Below are 13,022 nucleotides of genomic sequence, written 5' to 3' on the forward strand. Positions count from 1 at the left end.
ACAAAAAAACACCCCCAAAAGGGGGTGCAGTTGCTAGGCATTGGGCTGTGAGTCAAGCAGCACGCAGGGTCGTATCTCCTCCATTCAAGCGGTTTAGCAGAGTGGACAGGGTGACGGCGCTTTGAATGAGCCGTCGGCGAAGCTCTTGTCGCTGGCCGGCAGGGCGCAGCGGAACGTTGGTGCGCAGGTAGACCCTTTGCGGCATGGCGGCGGGATGGCAGGTATAGGTCACTTCAACCATCGCCTCGACCCGGCCAAAGTCGCGGGCATACTGTACACTGTGAAATCGGGCGTCGCAGATGGTAAGTGTGACGGGGCATTCATCGGACGGGTGACCAAGGGTGACGGGATCATAGCTGCGTTTGCGGCGGAGAATGTCACCTGCATTGAGGGACGTGATGGGGCCGAGTGTTTCTGGCGCGGTGGAGCGGCTTGGCATATCTGATCCTCTTCCTAATCGTCTGGTCGCTTATCTTCCCTTTCTATGGGCCTTTGCGTTCCCTGAGGTGCCGCTTTTGCCCAACCTGTATACATGTTGTCGGGCCCAATTGTGGCGTAAATGTGGCAACAACTTGCCGACAATGGGGCAAACGTATAATTCGCCAAACTTTTTTCACATTTCCTATGCGAAGGGGAGGTTTACCTCTCCTTTTCGACCTCTAGCAGCCAGTTCTCCTGAAGCTGGGTTTCGATCGCTTCAGGGAAATGACTGCGCACCAAGGCGATGGCTTCCGCAGCGGGCATTCCGGCCCCAATCAGCAACCATGCCGCGATCAGCCCACTGCGCCCCGCGCCGTATTGGCAGGAAAGGGCAACCGTCTCTCCCGCCTCTAGCGCCGCCTCGAAACGCACCCGGTGTGCAGGCCATTCGGCTAGGAATCTGTCGCAAGGGACGTTGAAATCTTCGATCGGCGCGAAGGAGAGCCTTAAACCAAGAGACTGTGAAGTCTTTAAAATCAGGGGAAAAGCTCCGTCAGGAAGCTCGACCTCCTCGGTAAGAACCAACAACTCACGCGCCCCAGCCGCGCGCAGGCCTTCCAAGGTTTCCCGCATCTGTTGAGGATCGAGGTAAGCGCTGCCATCCACATGGGTCAACAGCCCCGGAAAACCCGTCATCGCCAGATGCCCGCCGCGGGGGGTGGGGATAACGGCGCGTATCGAGGTCGCTTCAGGATCGAAAAAAGGCACATCACGAGACATAAAAACATCCATAGAATTTGAGTAACGGCAACGTCACCTGTATATATGTTAAATAGGTAAAATCGAATAGACGAAGGATGCCGGGCAATGTCTAACCAAGTCAAATCCAGCGCGGCGATTGCAGAGGCGCTTCGGACGGACATCTGCCTGAACCGCAATATCGCCGACGGCATGCTGCATGAGGTGGCCCTCGCCCAGCGTTTCGGCGTGTCCCGCACGCCCATCCGGCAAGCGTTGCAACGTTTGGCCTACGAACGCATGATCGCCGTGAAGTCCGGCGTGGGGTCTGTCGTGACCCCTTTGGACGCGCCCATGCGCGCGGATGACATACGCGCGGCTGGGGCGATCATCGAAGCTGCTGGCAAATGTGCAGTGCTCTCCCCCGCCCCACCGGCGCATTTCATGTCACTCGCCGGGATACTGGGCATGATGGACCTCGCCCCGCTGGACAATGCCGAGGCCTTTTTCGACATCCGCGCCCGGCTTTTGAACGCCCTATCGGAAATGATCGAGAACCCGATCCTCAGCGACGCCTTTCGCGCGGCCTATTGGCGGCTGATCAGGTGGTCCCTGCGTGATTTCGACACCGCGCCGGAACCTCAGATCGCGCATCTGCGGACGGTGCTGCAAGCCGCTGCCCGGGCGATGCAGTCGGGCACGATCGCCGCCTGTTTTGAAGAAGTCGCAAGGCTCGAAAGCCAGCTCATCGAACCCCAAATTTAATAGAGAAAAGCCCCGCTCCATAGAAGCGGGGCCCTCTGCATCATCGGGATCAGCCGTTAGCTGGCCGCCAACATGCCCTTTTCCTTCGCCAAGTCGCGCATCCGCTTTTGCAGCTTCTCGAAGGCCCGCACTTCGATCTGGCGGATCCGCTCGCGGCTGACATCGTATTGCGCCGAGAGGTCTTCCAGCGTGACTGTCTCGTCCGACAGGCGACGCTGGGTCAGAATGTCCTTCTCGCGCTCGTTCAGCACGTCCAAAGCCTCTGCCAGCATCTCACGCCGGGTTTCCAGCTCGTCACGCTCGGCATAGTCGCCGGCTTGGTCGGCGTCTTCATCCTCCAACCAATCTTGCCACTGCATCGTGCCTTCGCCTTCGGACCCGACAGTCGCGTTGAGCGAGGCATCCCCGCCCGACATCCGCCGGTTCATGGAGACGACCTCATCCTCGGTCACGCCGAGTTGCGTCGCGATCTCTTTCACGTTTTCGGGGCGCAGATCGCCCTCTTCCAGCGCGCCAATCTTGTTCTTGGCCTTACGCAGGTTGAAGAACAGCTTTTTCTGACCCGAGGTCGTGCCGAGCTTAACCAGCGACCACGACCGCAGAATATATTCCTGAATGGAGGCGCGGATCCACCACATCGCATAGGTGGCAAGGCGGAAGCCCTTCTCTGGATCGAAACGTTTCACCGCCTGCATCAGGCCGACGTTCGCCTCCGAGATCACCTCGGACTGCGGCAATCCATAGCCGCGGTAGCCCATCGCGATCTTCGCCGCGAGGCGCAGGTGAGAGGTAACCATCTTATGCGCAGCTTCGGTGTCTTGCTCTTCGACCCAGCGTTTGGCCAGCATGTATTCTTCCTCAGGCTCCAGCAGCGGGAACTTGCGGATCTCTTGCATATAGCGGTTCAGCCCGCCTTCGGGCGTTGGTGCGGGCAGATTTGCATAATTTGCCATGTCTTGTCCCTTTCCCCAGTTTAATCGGGGCCTATGTTATTTCGCTTAACATGCAATATGGGCGGCCCCCTTCGTGCTTTCAAGACAGAAGCATTCACGCTTTTGTTCATGTCTGCACAGTTTCTGTGAACAAAACGTAACCGATCCTTAGGCGGTTCCGCGGGGTGGCGGGGTCACGCCGATGGGGCGGTGGGGCCGTCGCGCAGCAGGTCCAGCAGGGCGGCCATATCGGGCGGCAGCGGTGCTTCGAAACGCAGGTTCTCACCAGTCACCGGATGTTCGAACCCCAGAACGGCGGCGTGCAGCGCTTGGCGGGGGAAGGCGCGGATTGCTTCGGCGGTGGCCTCAGGCAAGGCCGACTTGGCCAGCTTGCGCCGCCCGCCATAGGTGGCATCCCCCACCAGCCCATGGCCCGCGTGGGACATATGCACGCGGATTTGGTGCGTGCGACCCGTCTCAAGCCAGCATTCCAGCAGCGCCAGCCCGGGCGGGGTGCCGAAACGCTCGACCGTGCGGGCGCGGGTCACCGCGTGCCGCCCGCCTTGAAACAGCACCGCCTGCCGCTGGCGGTCGGTCTTGTGCCGCGCCAGTTGGGTGGTCATCCGCAGGATATTCCCCGCCTCGAAGGACGCGCCTTTGACGCCCCGCAGGCGCGGGTCATTGGCATCCGGCACCCCATAGACGAGGGTCTGGTAATAACGCTCTACGGTATGTTTCTCGAACTGGGCCGCCAGCCCGTGATGCGCAGCATCAGATTTGGCGACGACGAGCAGGCCGGTGGTATCCTTGTCAATCCGGTGCACGATGCCGGGCCGCTTCATTCCGCCCACGCCTGAGAGGTCATCACCGCAATGCGCCAGCAATGCATTAACGAGGGTGCCGGAAGGCGAGCCGGGCGCAGGATGCACCACCATGCCCGCAGGTTTGTCGATCACGATCAGATCGTCGTCCTCGAACACCACCGACAGCGGGATGTCCTCGGGCAGGATGTGGCTTTCCGCCGCTTCTTCAACCGTGATCTGCACCGCCTGCCCTTCGGCGACTTTGGCGCGGGGGTCTTGGACCACGACACCGTCGAGCGTCACCGCGCCCTCGGTGATCAAACGGCCCAAACGGGTGCGCGACAGGTTCGCTTCCTCTGGCACATCGCGGGCCAGCGCCTTATCAAGACGGGCGGGCGGGCTATCGTTCAGAATGAAATCAATGCGGCGGTGAGACATGGACACGGACAACCCTGATGAACCGACGAACCTGCGGTTTCTGCGGCGGATGGTGACGGTCTTGACCGTCGTGATGATTGGCGGGGTTCTAGTGCTGATCTTCGTGCTTGTCACCCGCCTGAGCGATCAGGGCCCGACCATGCCGCGCAGCATCACCCTGCCCGATGGCAGCAGCGCCCAAGCGTTCACGCAAGGCCGCGGCTGGTATGCGGTGGTGACGGATGCGGATGAGATCCTGATCTTTGACCAGTTGACCGGCGCATTGCGCCAGACGGTCGTGATCGAGTGATCAGCCGCGGATCGTCTTGGCGAAGGTCGAATAGATCGGCTCGTTCGCGCAGATGATCTCACCATGTTGCAGGATGTTGCGCTCAGGGCGGATCGGCTCGACAAGGCCACCGGCCTCTTTAACGATCAACATGCCCGCGGCCACATCCCAAGGCTTCAGACGACGCTCCCAGAAGCCATCGTAACGGCCCGAGGCGACATAGGCCAGATCGAGCGATGCCGCGCCCCAGCGGCGCACACCGGCGCAGACGGGCAGCAAGCGGCCCAAATCCTTGAGCGTTTCAGGCAGATCGGCACGGCCCCCGAAAGGCAGCCCTGTGGCAAAGATCGACTCGATCATACGGTGACGGCCAGAAACCCGCAGGCGGCCTTCGTTCATCCAAGCGCCGGTGCCCTTCTCGGCAAAGAACATCTCGTCTTTGGCAGGGTCAAAAACCACACCGGCGACGATCTCGCCCTTATGCTCCAGCGCGATAGAGATGGCCCAATGCGGCAGACCGTGCAGAAAGTTCGTCGTGCCATCCAGCGGGTCGACGATCCAGCGACGGGTCGGGTCTTGGCCCTCTTCCTCGCCCCCCTCTTCGGCCAGCCAGCCATAGGTCGGGCGCGCGCCCATCAGGTCGTCTTTGATAATCTTCTCGGCGCCAATGTCGGCTTTGGTCACGAAATCGCCCGCACCCTTGACCGAGACCTGAAGGTTCTCGACCTCGCGGAAATCCTTGACCAATGCACGCCCCGCTTTGCGTGCCGCCTTGATCATGATGTTGAGATTCGCACTGCCGATCATTGTTCGCGCCCTTTGATGGATAAGGCGGGACGTATAGGGCGCAAGAGCGCAATTGCCAAGGGGGCAGAAACCTGCACCGCTTATTGATTCTTGCGCACCTCACGGGTTGCATTCAGGGCGCGAGGGAACACCTTGGACGCTGTAGCAACCAGCACGAAGGAAACCCCATGTCCGACCAGATGCAGAGAATCGTCCTCGCCTCCCGCCCCGATGGCGCACCGACGCCCGAGAACTTCCGCCTAGAAAGCGCGGATATCCCGCAGCCGGGCGATGGCGAAATTCTGGTCGAAGTGCATTACATGTCGCTCGACCCATACATGCGGGGCCGGATGGACGATGCGAAATCCTATGCCGAACCTGTGCCGATCGGCGGGCTGATGGAAGGCGGCAGCGTGGGCAAGGTGATCGCCTCGAATGACCCAAGCTTTGCCGAGGGCGATTTTGCCTTTGGCGCCTTCGGCTGGGCCACCCATGGCGTCGCCCCGGCGAAACAGTGTCAGAAGGTCGATGCCGAAGGCGTGCCGATCACCGCCTCCCTCGGCGTGCTGGGCATGCCCGGCCTGACCGGTTGGTACGGTTTGAACGACATCGGCCAGCCGAAAGAAGGCGAGACCCTCGTCGTGGCCGCGGCCACCGGCCCCGTCGGCTCGATCGTGGGGCAATTGGCCAAGGCCAAAGGGCTGCGCACCGTGGGCATCGCAGGCGGCGCCGAGAAATGCGAGATCGCCACCCGCGATTTCGGCTTTGACGTCTGCCTTGATCACCGCGCCTATGACGATGCCAAATCCCTGCGCGCCGCCCTGAAAGAGGCCGCGCCGGATGGCATTGATATCTATTACGAAAACGTCGGCGGCAAGGTGCTGGACGCGGTGCTGCCGCTGATGAACCCCCATGGCCGGATCCCGCTTTGCGGCATGATCGCGTGGTATAACGCGGGCGCGCTGGGTGCCGATGCCGAAGGCGCTGGCCTCACCGCGCCGCGGCTGTGGCGCACGATTTTGGTGAACTTCCTCACCGTGCGCGGCTTCATCATCTCGAACCACTGGGACCAGATGCCGAAGTTCCAGCGCGAAGTGGCGCCGATGGTCGCCGATGGCCGCGTGAAGGTGAAAGAGGACATCACCGAAGGGCTGGAGAATGCACCGCAGGCCTTCATCGACATGCTGAATGGCGGGAACACGGGCAAGGCCATCGTTAAGGTGAAGTAAGCTTTGGAATGCGTCGTTCGGCCTTGTAGAACGGCGCGTTCACCCACCCGGCCCGGCGTCAAGCCGCAGACGCCGGGCCATCGCCTGCCCGTCCTCCGGGTAGGCGATGGCCCTCGGTACCCCGCTTAGGCCCGCTGCAACTTCCGCGCCTCCTGCCCGGCCAGCTTTAGCAACTCATCCATGAACGGCTTGCCCAGATCATCCCGCCGCACTGCCGCATAAAGCCGTCGCGTGATCCCCTCGGACGTCAAAGGCCGCGTCACGTAATCGGAGGAGTATTTCACCTCCCGCACCACCCAATCCGGCAGGACCGAGACCCCGCGGTTGGACGCCACCAGCAACAGGATTACCGCCGTCAGTTCCACCTGCCGGATCGTCGCAGGCTCGACCTTGGCGGGGATCAACAACTGGCTGAACACGTCCAGCCGGGTCCGCTCCACTGGATAGGTAATCAGCGTCTCCCCGCGAAAATCAGCCGCCTCGACAAAGGGCTTCTCCGCCAAAGGGTGGTTCTGCGAGGCCACGAAAACTGGATTGTAATCAAAGAGTTCGACAAATTCGACGCCCGGCAATTCCTCAGGGTCCGAGGAGACCACCAAATCAACCTCTTCCCGCAAAAGCGCGGGCAGCGCGTCGAAGGCGAGACCGGGGCGGATATCGACGTCCACATCCGGCCAATGGCGGCGGAACTGCTCCAACACTGGGAAGAGCCACTCGAAACAGGCATGACATTCGATCGCAATGTGCATCCGCCCCGTGCTGCCCGCCCGCAGGCCCGAAAACTCGTCCTGCAAGGCTTCGACCTGCGGCAAGACCTGCTGCGCGAGCTTTAACAACCGCTGCCCGGCAGGCGACAGCTTCAACGGTTTCGAGCGCCGCACAAAGAGTTCGACCCCCGCCTGATCCTCCAACCCCTTCACCTGATGACTCAACGCCGATTGCGTGATATTCATCTGATCCGCCGCGCGGGCCAAGCCGCCCGCCTCGTGGATGGCCTTGATTGTGCGCAGGTGACGGAACTCAATGTGCATTTGAGGCATTACTCATGTTCAAGATGAATGTTATGAGTTTGTCTCACAAGCCTAGATGTGAGACAAGACGTGAAACCGCCAAAAGGATCTCTCAATGACCACGCCTGCCGTTTCCTTCGAAGTCTTCCCGCCCCGCACCGTCGGCGCGGCGTTCAAACTGTGGGATGCGGCGCAGGCATTGGCCCCGCTGGCGCCGCGCTTCTTTTCCGTCACCTACGGCGCGGGCGGCACCACGCGCGATCTCACCCATGATTCGGCGCATGTGCTGCACCGCACCTCGGGCCTGCCCGTCGCAGGCCACCTGACCTGCGTCGGCGCCAGCCGGGCGGAGACGCTCGACGTGGCCGATAAATTCGCCGAAGCGGGCATCAAAGACATCGTCGCCCTGCGCGGCGACCCGCAAGCGGGCACCGACAAGTTCGTACCCCACCCCGAAGGCTTCGCCGACAGCTGCGAGCTGATCGAGGCGCTGGCGAAAACCGGCAAATTCACAATCCGCGTCGGCGCCTACCCCGACCCGCACCCCGAGGCGGCGGATCAGCAGGCCAATATCGACTGGCTGAAACGCAAGTTCGACGCGGGCGCGGATGAGGCGCTGACCCAGTTCTTCTTTGAGGCGGAGACCTTCCTGCGTTTCCGCGACGCCTGCGTAAAAGCGGGCATCGACAAGCCGATCACGCCGGGCATCCTGCCGGTGGTGAACTGGACTTCAGCCCGTAAATTCGCCGTCAAATGCGGCACGCCGGTCCCGGAATGGGTCGACCAAGCCTATGAGGCCGCGATCCGCGATGACCGGCACGATCTGCTGGCCCAAGCCATGTGCACCGAACTGTGCAGCGAGTTGATCGACGAAGGCGTGGATGCGCTGCATTTCTACACGCTCAACCGCGCGGAACTCACCCGCGATGTCTGCCGCGCCATCGGTGTGACCCCGCAGGTCGATCTCTCGGACGTCGCGTAAGCGCTGTCCCTCCGGCAGGGGGGCTTGCCCCTGCCCCGCGCGGGCGTATCCTCCGGCGAAATTCACTTGCCGGAGAAGACCATGCCCCGCATCGCCCAAAGCCCTGCTGACCTTTTGTCCCAATCCGAAGCGCTCAAGCTTTCGGGGCTGGAGTTCATGCAGGCCATTCTCGACGGCACCAACCCCGGGCCGCCCATCGGCCAGACCATGGGCTATGCGCTGCATTCGGTCGAAGAGGGCCGCATCGTCTTTCGCGGCGCACCGAGCTTTGCCATGACAAACCCGATGGGCACGGTGCACGGCGGCTGGTACGGGACGCTGCTCGATTCAGCGATGGCCTGCGCGGTGATGACGAAAATCCCCCGCGGCTCGGTCTATACCACTTTGGAATACAAGATAAATATCCTGCGCGGCCTGCCTTTGGGGATGGAGATCGACTGTATCGGGGTGACCGATCACGTGGGCCGTTCGACCGGTGTCGCACATGGCGAGATTCGCGGCGTCGAGGATGGCAAACACTACGCCACAGGTTCCACCACTTGCATCGTGATGAAGCTGGCCTAAGCCCATTCACGAAGAACCCCGGCGCGGAAAGCTCCACGCCGGGGTCCAAGAATTCAACTTAAGCGTTAACCGTCTAAATTAGTCCCAGAAGCCTTCGTCAACGCCGGGCAGTGCTTCGAGTTCTTCTTCGCTCAGACGCGTGACATAGGCGTAGGTCTGGTCATCGACGGCCACGAGGTTCACATCGGGTGTCGAGATCATGACGTGTTTGTCACCGATATCGAGGAAACCGCCCACTTCGGCCACGATGCCGACCATCTGACCGTTTTTGGACAGAACGATGTCTTCGATCTCACCGATCTCGTTCCAGTCGGCGCCGATTTCATTATAGGCCGTATTGGGGCTCCATTCGTCGCCGGCTTCGTTGAGGGTGTAGATCTCACCGCCAGTGATATCGCGCGAGCGGATCAGATCGCCGCGCATTTCGTTCATCTGCATGCTGTCGACGTTGGAATAGTCGGTCATATGCGTTTCAGCGAAAGCGGCGGTGCCTGCGAGTGTCAGGGCAAAGGTGCTGGCTGTAAGCGTTTTCATGTCTCTCTCCTCTTCGTTATTTTCTATGGTCACAACGAAAGCTCGGACAGAACGTTCCAGAAAATCTAAAATTTACGATGGGTTACGGTGCCAGCGCGCTGGCAGCATCATGCGGCGCGCCGCGCAACCCAGCCGTTCGCCCCAGGGCGCAGATAGAATGAAATTGGGGGGGGGGTGGTACCACCTCCTGGTCTCGAACCAGGGACCTCTTGATCCACAATCAAGCGCTCTAACCAACTGAGCTAAGGCGGCACTGGGGCGGATTTAGCGCCCGTGGCGGAGGAATGCAAGACCTCAAAGTCAGAAGAAATGCCGGTTTCCGTCAGATTTTTCGCGCGCCCGGTGTCATCGGCACTCCTGCGGGAAACGCGGGTGGATGACGCGGCGATTCCGCCCGCGGTCTCCAAGCTGCGCGTCGCGGCAATCTCCCGATCCGCCAGACCGGCACCCCACCCTCTTGCAGAACGGTGATGACCCATCCGCCACCTAAGGCCAACGCGCCCCCTCTGCCCTGCGTCGCAACCCGCCAAGATATCTTGCCTTTCCGCCCATGCCGCGCTAGCGATAAGCCCCACCAAACCGGAGGCTCCCATGGGCATCGACACCGAACGCGACATCGAAGCAAACCTGCAAATCGGCCCGACAGACAAGGGCATGGTCCGCCTTTTCGTCGAAGGCGGCGGCGTTGAAATTCCGATGGATTTCACCCCGGAAGAAGCCCGCGAAATCGCGGAAGAGATTATGGCCGCCGCAAACCGCGCGGGCAAACAAAAGCGCTAAGCCGCCTAAAAGCGGGTTCGCCACGCCTTAGGGATATGCGCGAACAACCTCCGTCCCCCCTTTCAAGACCAGTTCGGCGCCATGTCGGGATCGCGTAGACGATGCAGGCGCCGGGCGGCATGGGTCGCGAATTTCTGCACCATCACCTTGCGCCGGGCGGGCGCAAGCTTGGTCTCATCGCACATCCTCACAATCTCGGCCCCATAGGCGTCACCGATGATGAGGCCGCTTTCCTCGGGCAGCAGTTCTACCGGGAAATCACTGTCCACGGCCCAAAAGAACCGGTCGGCCCATTCCAAATAGCCCTCCCATTTTGCGTCGCCCATGAAGTCGGCGCGACTGGATTTGCATTCGACGATCCAAATCTCCCCCTTCGGGCCAAGCGCCATCACGTCGACCCGCAAACCGCGCGTCGGCACAAGCTCCTCGACCGAGGCGAACCCAAGATCGGCCAGATGCCGCATCACCCCCCGCGCCAGTAATTGGCCGGGTTGGAGCTGTCGTATGTCATTCTCCATCATGGCGACAAATATGAACATTTGATGAACATCCACAAGGGGCAGCACCGGAAAGTTTGGTAATTTCCCCGCGACCCCCTATCTTCACCCCAGCAAAGCGAGGGAGGCCCATGGCACAACGCGAACCGATGAGTGAGACGCAGGCGCGCGGGGTGCGTTACGCCCGTGAATTGGAGGGCCATCTGACATGGCTCGATACATTCTCGGGCACAGCGCTTGGCGTTCTGGCCGTGGCCTCGGGCATTTACACCTATCTTGGCGTCTCGTCGCTGCTGGATGACAACGGCGCCATGTCGGCCTTTGCCGCGATCGCCTATTCGGTGGCGGTCTCGGTAGGGATTTTCGTCTTCTGGTCCTATCTGCTGAGGCTCTTCCCCGCTGTGCGCACCACGCGCGCGCGGATGGGGCTTTTGGGGGCCATGGGGCTCGGCTCCGTCGCGATCATCGCGATGTCAAGCTGGCTGAACGCCGCCGCGCTCGCCGGATCGGCGGCGGTGGAGCAGCATCTGGCCGAGACGGTGCAAGATTACCAAGGCGCGTTGGAGCGCACACACGAGATTGCCTTGTCCGCTCAAGGGCTTGAGCGGGACGTGGCGCGGGTCAGACAGAGCTTTGAGGACCTGAGCGAGCAAGAGGCGGCTGGCAGCCTGTCGGGCCTTGCGGGGCGCGGCGCGGTGTTCCGGGTGCTGCGGCAGAAATCGGCGGAACTGGGCGCGCTGGAGGCGCAGATCGCCACCCAGACCCCGCTGGTGAATGACGCCTTCGCCGAGGGGAACCAGATCCTCAGCCGGATGCGCGCCCTGACGGTAGAGCCCGGCCCGGTTCAGGCGCGCTCGGTCGAGTTTTCCGAACAGGCCGTGCGGCTTGCAGGTCTGATCACCCGGCTACGGCAGCTTTCCGTGGCCCCGCTGGTGGAACGCGCAGCGCAGGATTTGGCGGCCTCCGTCGTGCTGCCTGAGCTTGACGGCAGCAACGAAGAACAACGCGGCGCGCAAGGGGCGACAATCACCTCGGTTCTTGAGGTGCTGGCACAGCGTGCAGCGACATTGGAGCGCGCGGCGCAGGATGTGCAGGCCATGCCACCCGCTGCCGACACGACCTATACGCCGATCTCCAGCGCCGATGCGGTGATCCTCTACGCGCGCAATTTCGTGCCCTCCTGGGCCGGGGCCATCGCGATTGACCTGTTGCCCGCCGTTCTGGTGCTGATCCTCTCCATCACACAAGGGGCGATCCGCTCCGGCCGTGAAGGGGCCGCGGTCGAAGACACGCTGACCCTTGCAGAACTGCGCGCCGCGCTGGCCGCCGTGCGTGATGTTGATGTGGCGATGCAGGAAAGCCCCGCCCACAAACGCCCCGCCGCCGAAGCGCCGCGCGCGGATGCGACCGATGAACCGGCCCCCGGCCCCGTCACATCGATCAAAAGCACATGAGCGAGGAGACCCCACCGGAGGCCGAAGCCCCCCACCGGAAGCCGATTGTCGGGCGGGTGCTGATCGGCGTACTGATCTTTCAACTTGGCCTTGCGGTGCTGCTGTTCTGGGGGGATTTGGGCGCAGGGCTGCGCCTGCCGGGCTTCGGCCCGCGCGCCCCGGAACTGACCGAGCCGATCCGCCCCGGCGACCAGACCCGGCGCTTCCGCCCCGAACGCGCGCCAACCCCCGGCCAGCCGATGCCCGAGACCGCCCTGCCCGACCGGCTGGTGCTCACCCCCGTCTCGGGCGGGCGGGCGGCGCTGCTGGAAGGGGCCATCGAGGCAGGCGATGCGGAGCGGATCGTCAAACAGTTGAGCGAACTGACCCCCACGCCCGAGGAAATCTACCTCAATTCCCCCGGCGGATCGGTCCGCGACGCTTTGGAACTGGGCCGCTATCTTCGGCGCGAAGAGCTGAACACCGCACTGCGGGAGGGGGACATCTGCTATTCCGCCTGCCCCTATCTGCTGGCCGCCGGCGCGGCACGGGCGGTGCCCGAGAGCGCCTCGGTCGGGGTGCATCAGCATTACTTTGGCGAAAGCACGATCCTGCCCGCCTTTGTCGCCGTGGAGGACATCCAGCGCGGCCAAGGTGAGGTGATGCAATACCTCGATGATATGGGCATTGATCCGATGGTGATGCAGCATGCGCTGGTCACGCCACCCGATGAAATCTATGTGCTGCTGCCCGAAGAATTGCGCCGCTACGGCTTTATCCCCGCCGAAGATTGAACGGGGCAGAGAAGTTTTGCAAATCCACTTCCGCCCCCTTGCCGCAGCC

16 protein-coding genes and 1 tRNA gene are annotated in these 13,022 nt (G+C 62.1%); 8 read left to right on the top strand and 9 right to left on the bottom strand.

The window, feature by feature from the left end:
• Nucleotides 1-52 precede the first annotated feature (52 nt).
• Together FCK22_RS11660 and FCK22_RS11665 are read right to left on the bottom strand one after the other, a co-directional pair.
• Nucleotides 53-439, bottom strand: a complete 387-nt coding sequence (locus FCK22_RS11660) for a hypothetical protein (protein ID WP_136720437.1) — start codon at nt 437-439, stop codon at nt 53-55.
• 200 nt (nt 440-639) lie between these two features.
• On the bottom strand, nt 640-1,200 hold the full coding sequence (locus FCK22_RS11665; protein WP_197470830.1) for a dual specificity protein phosphatase family protein: 561 nt from the start codon (nt 1,198-1,200) through the stop codon (nt 640-642).
• Nucleotides 1,201-1,287: 87 nt separating this feature from the next.
• On the opposite strand from FCK22_RS11665, the gene FCK22_RS11670 reads away from it, so the two are divergent.
• Nucleotides 1,288-1,923 (top strand): GntR family transcriptional regulator, encoded by a 636-nt coding sequence (locus FCK22_RS11670; protein ID WP_067262447.1) that lies wholly within the window; start codon nt 1,288-1,290, stop codon nt 1,921-1,923.
• A gap of 56 nt (nt 1,924-1,979) precedes the next feature.
• Here FCK22_RS11670 and rpoH read toward each other — a convergent pair whose 3' ends face one another.
• Nucleotides 1,980-2,876 carry an RNA polymerase sigma factor RpoH gene (rpoH, locus tag FCK22_RS11675; protein WP_067262445.1) on the bottom strand — a complete coding sequence of 299 codons (897 nt, stop codon included), beginning with the start codon at nt 2,874-2,876 and terminating at the stop codon, nt 1,980-1,982.
• 173 nt (nt 2,877-3,049) lie between these two features.
• Nucleotides 3,050-4,096 (bottom strand): RluA family pseudouridine synthase, encoded by a 1,047-nt coding sequence (locus FCK22_RS11680; protein WP_136720443.1) that lies wholly within the window; start codon nt 4,094-4,096, stop codon nt 3,050-3,052.
• Here FCK22_RS11680 and FCK22_RS11685 point away from each other — a divergent pair.
• On the top strand, nt 4,095-4,385 hold the full coding sequence (locus tag FCK22_RS11685) for a DUF6476 family protein (protein ID WP_067264838.1): 291 nt from the start codon (nt 4,095-4,097) through the stop codon (nt 4,383-4,385). The two genes, FCK22_RS11680 and FCK22_RS11685, sit on opposite strands and share 2 nt — an antisense overlap.
• Here the strand turns inward: FCK22_RS11685 and FCK22_RS11690 are convergent, their stop codons facing one another.
• A complete protein-coding gene (locus FCK22_RS11690) occupies nt 4,386-5,171 on the bottom strand; it encodes an inositol monophosphatase family protein (RefSeq protein WP_067264836.1) in 786 nt (261 codons plus the stop codon). It abuts the gene before it with no gap.
• A gap of 167 nt (nt 5,172-5,338) precedes the next feature.
• Here FCK22_RS11690 and FCK22_RS11695 point away from each other — a divergent pair, with 167 nt between their 5' ends.
• On the top strand, nt 5,339-6,379 hold the full coding sequence (locus FCK22_RS11695) for an NADP-dependent oxidoreductase (RefSeq protein ID WP_067264833.1): 1,041 nt from the start codon (nt 5,339-5,341) through the stop codon (nt 6,377-6,379).
• A gap of 125 nt (nt 6,380-6,504) precedes the next feature.
• On the opposite strand, the gene FCK22_RS11700 is transcribed toward FCK22_RS11695, so the two are convergent.
• The gene (locus FCK22_RS11700; protein WP_067264831.1) at nt 6,505-7,410 is read right to left on the bottom strand and encodes a LysR family transcriptional regulator; all 906 of its coding nucleotides are present in this window, start codon (nt 7,408-7,410) and stop codon (nt 6,505-6,507) included.
• 94 nt (nt 7,411-7,504) lie between these two features.
• On the opposite strand from FCK22_RS11700, the gene FCK22_RS11705 reads away from it, so the two are divergent.
• Nucleotides 7,505-8,371, top strand: a complete 867-nt coding sequence (locus tag FCK22_RS11705; protein WP_067264828.1) for a methylenetetrahydrofolate reductase — start codon at nt 7,505-7,507, stop codon at nt 8,369-8,371.
• An 81-nt stretch (nt 8,372-8,452) separates the two neighbouring features.
• A complete protein-coding gene (locus FCK22_RS11710; RefSeq protein ID WP_067264826.1) occupies nt 8,453-8,935 on the top strand; it encodes a PaaI family thioesterase in 483 nt (160 codons plus the stop codon).
• A 78-nt stretch (nt 8,936-9,013) separates the two neighbouring features.
• On the opposite strand, the gene FCK22_RS11715 is transcribed toward FCK22_RS11710, so the two are convergent.
• Nucleotides 9,014-9,469: a PRC-barrel domain-containing protein gene (locus FCK22_RS11715; RefSeq protein WP_067264824.1), complete on the bottom strand. Its 456-nt coding sequence runs from the start codon at nt 9,467-9,469 to the stop codon at nt 9,014-9,016.
• Nucleotides 9,470-9,644: 175 nt separating this feature from the next.
• Nucleotides 9,645-9,721: transfer RNA gene (locus FCK22_RS11720), tRNA-His, on the bottom strand.
• 339 nt (nt 9,722-10,060) lie between these two features.
• Between FCK22_RS11720 and FCK22_RS11725 the strand changes: the two genes are divergently transcribed.
• A complete protein-coding gene (locus FCK22_RS11725) occupies nt 10,061-10,249 on the top strand; it encodes a DUF6324 family protein (protein ID WP_067264821.1) in 189 nt (62 codons plus the stop codon).
• Nucleotides 10,250-10,311: 62 nt separating this feature from the next.
• Here the strand turns inward: FCK22_RS11725 and FCK22_RS11730 are convergent, their stop codons facing one another.
• A complete protein-coding gene (locus FCK22_RS11730) occupies nt 10,312-10,788 on the bottom strand; it encodes an MmcB family DNA repair protein (RefSeq protein WP_231886367.1) in 477 nt (158 codons plus the stop codon).
• Nucleotides 10,789-10,877: 89 nt separating this feature from the next.
• Between FCK22_RS11730 and FCK22_RS11735 the strand changes: the two genes are divergently transcribed.
• Together FCK22_RS11735 and FCK22_RS11740 are read left to right on the top strand one after the other, a co-directional pair.
• Nucleotides 10,878-12,200 carry a hypothetical protein gene (locus tag FCK22_RS11735; protein ID WP_067264819.1) on the top strand — a complete coding sequence of 441 codons (1,323 nt, stop codon included), beginning with the start codon at nt 10,878-10,880 and terminating at the stop codon, nt 12,198-12,200.
• The gene (locus FCK22_RS11740) at nt 12,197-12,973 is read left to right on the top strand and encodes a hypothetical protein (RefSeq protein ID WP_067264816.1); all 777 of its coding nucleotides are present in this window, start codon (nt 12,197-12,199) and stop codon (nt 12,971-12,973) included. Before FCK22_RS11735 ends, FCK22_RS11740 begins: the two co-directional genes overlap by 4 nt.
• The last annotated feature ends 49 nt before the right edge of the window (nt 12,974-13,022 follow it).

Origin of the sequence: Sulfitobacter sp. 15WGC (assembly GCF_005068605.1) — a bacterium.
GTDB lineage: Bacteria > Pseudomonadota > Alphaproteobacteria > Rhodobacterales > Rhodobacteraceae > Sulfitobacter > Sulfitobacter faviae.

Coding starts and splice junctions, on each gene's coding strand:
- FCK22_RS11690 (WP_067264836.1), bottom strand. CDS start 5,171: ATGATCGGCAGTGCGAATCTCAACATCATGATCAAGGCGGCACGCAAA.
- FCK22_RS11695 (WP_067264833.1), top strand. CDS start 5,339: ATGTCCGACCAGATGCAGAGAATCGTCCTCGCCTCCCGCCCCGATGGC.
- FCK22_RS11725 (WP_067264821.1), top strand. CDS start 10,061: ATGGGCATCGACACCGAACGCGACATCGAAGCAAACCTGCAAATCGGC.
- FCK22_RS11680 (WP_136720443.1), bottom strand. CDS start 4,096: ATGTCTCACCGCCGCATTGATTTCATTCTGAACGATAGCCCGCCCGCC.
- rpoH (WP_067262445.1), bottom strand. CDS start 2,876: ATGGCAAATTATGCAAATCTGCCCGCACCAACGCCCGAAGGCGGGCTG.
- FCK22_RS11705 (WP_067264828.1), top strand. CDS start 7,505: ATGACCACGCCTGCCGTTTCCTTCGAAGTCTTCCCGCCCCGCACCGTC.
- FCK22_RS11670 (WP_067262447.1), top strand. CDS start 1,288: ATGTCTAACCAAGTCAAATCCAGCGCGGCGATTGCAGAGGCGCTTCGG.
- FCK22_RS11685 (WP_067264838.1), top strand. CDS start 4,095: ATGGACACGGACAACCCTGATGAACCGACGAACCTGCGGTTTCTGCGG.
- FCK22_RS11660 (WP_136720437.1), bottom strand. CDS start 439: ATGCCAAGCCGCTCCACCGCGCCAGAAACACTCGGCCCCATCACGTCC.
- FCK22_RS11740 (WP_067264816.1), top strand. CDS start 12,197: ATGAGCGAGGAGACCCCACCGGAGGCCGAAGCCCCCCACCGGAAGCCG.
- FCK22_RS11730 (WP_231886367.1), bottom strand. CDS start 10,788: ATGTTCATATTTGTCGCCATGATGGAGAATGACATACGACAGCTCCAA.
- FCK22_RS11715 (WP_067264824.1), bottom strand. CDS start 9,469: ATGAAAACGCTTACAGCCAGCACCTTTGCCCTGACACTCGCAGGCACC.
- FCK22_RS11665 (WP_197470830.1), bottom strand. CDS start 1,200: ATGTCTCGTGATGTGCCTTTTTTCGATCCTGAAGCGACCTCGATACGC.
- FCK22_RS11710 (WP_067264826.1), top strand. CDS start 8,453: ATGCCCCGCATCGCCCAAAGCCCTGCTGACCTTTTGTCCCAATCCGAA.
- FCK22_RS11735 (WP_067264819.1), top strand. CDS start 10,878: ATGGCACAACGCGAACCGATGAGTGAGACGCAGGCGCGCGGGGTGCGT.
- FCK22_RS11700 (WP_067264831.1), bottom strand. CDS start 7,410: ATGCACATTGAGTTCCGTCACCTGCGCACAATCAAGGCCATCCACGAG.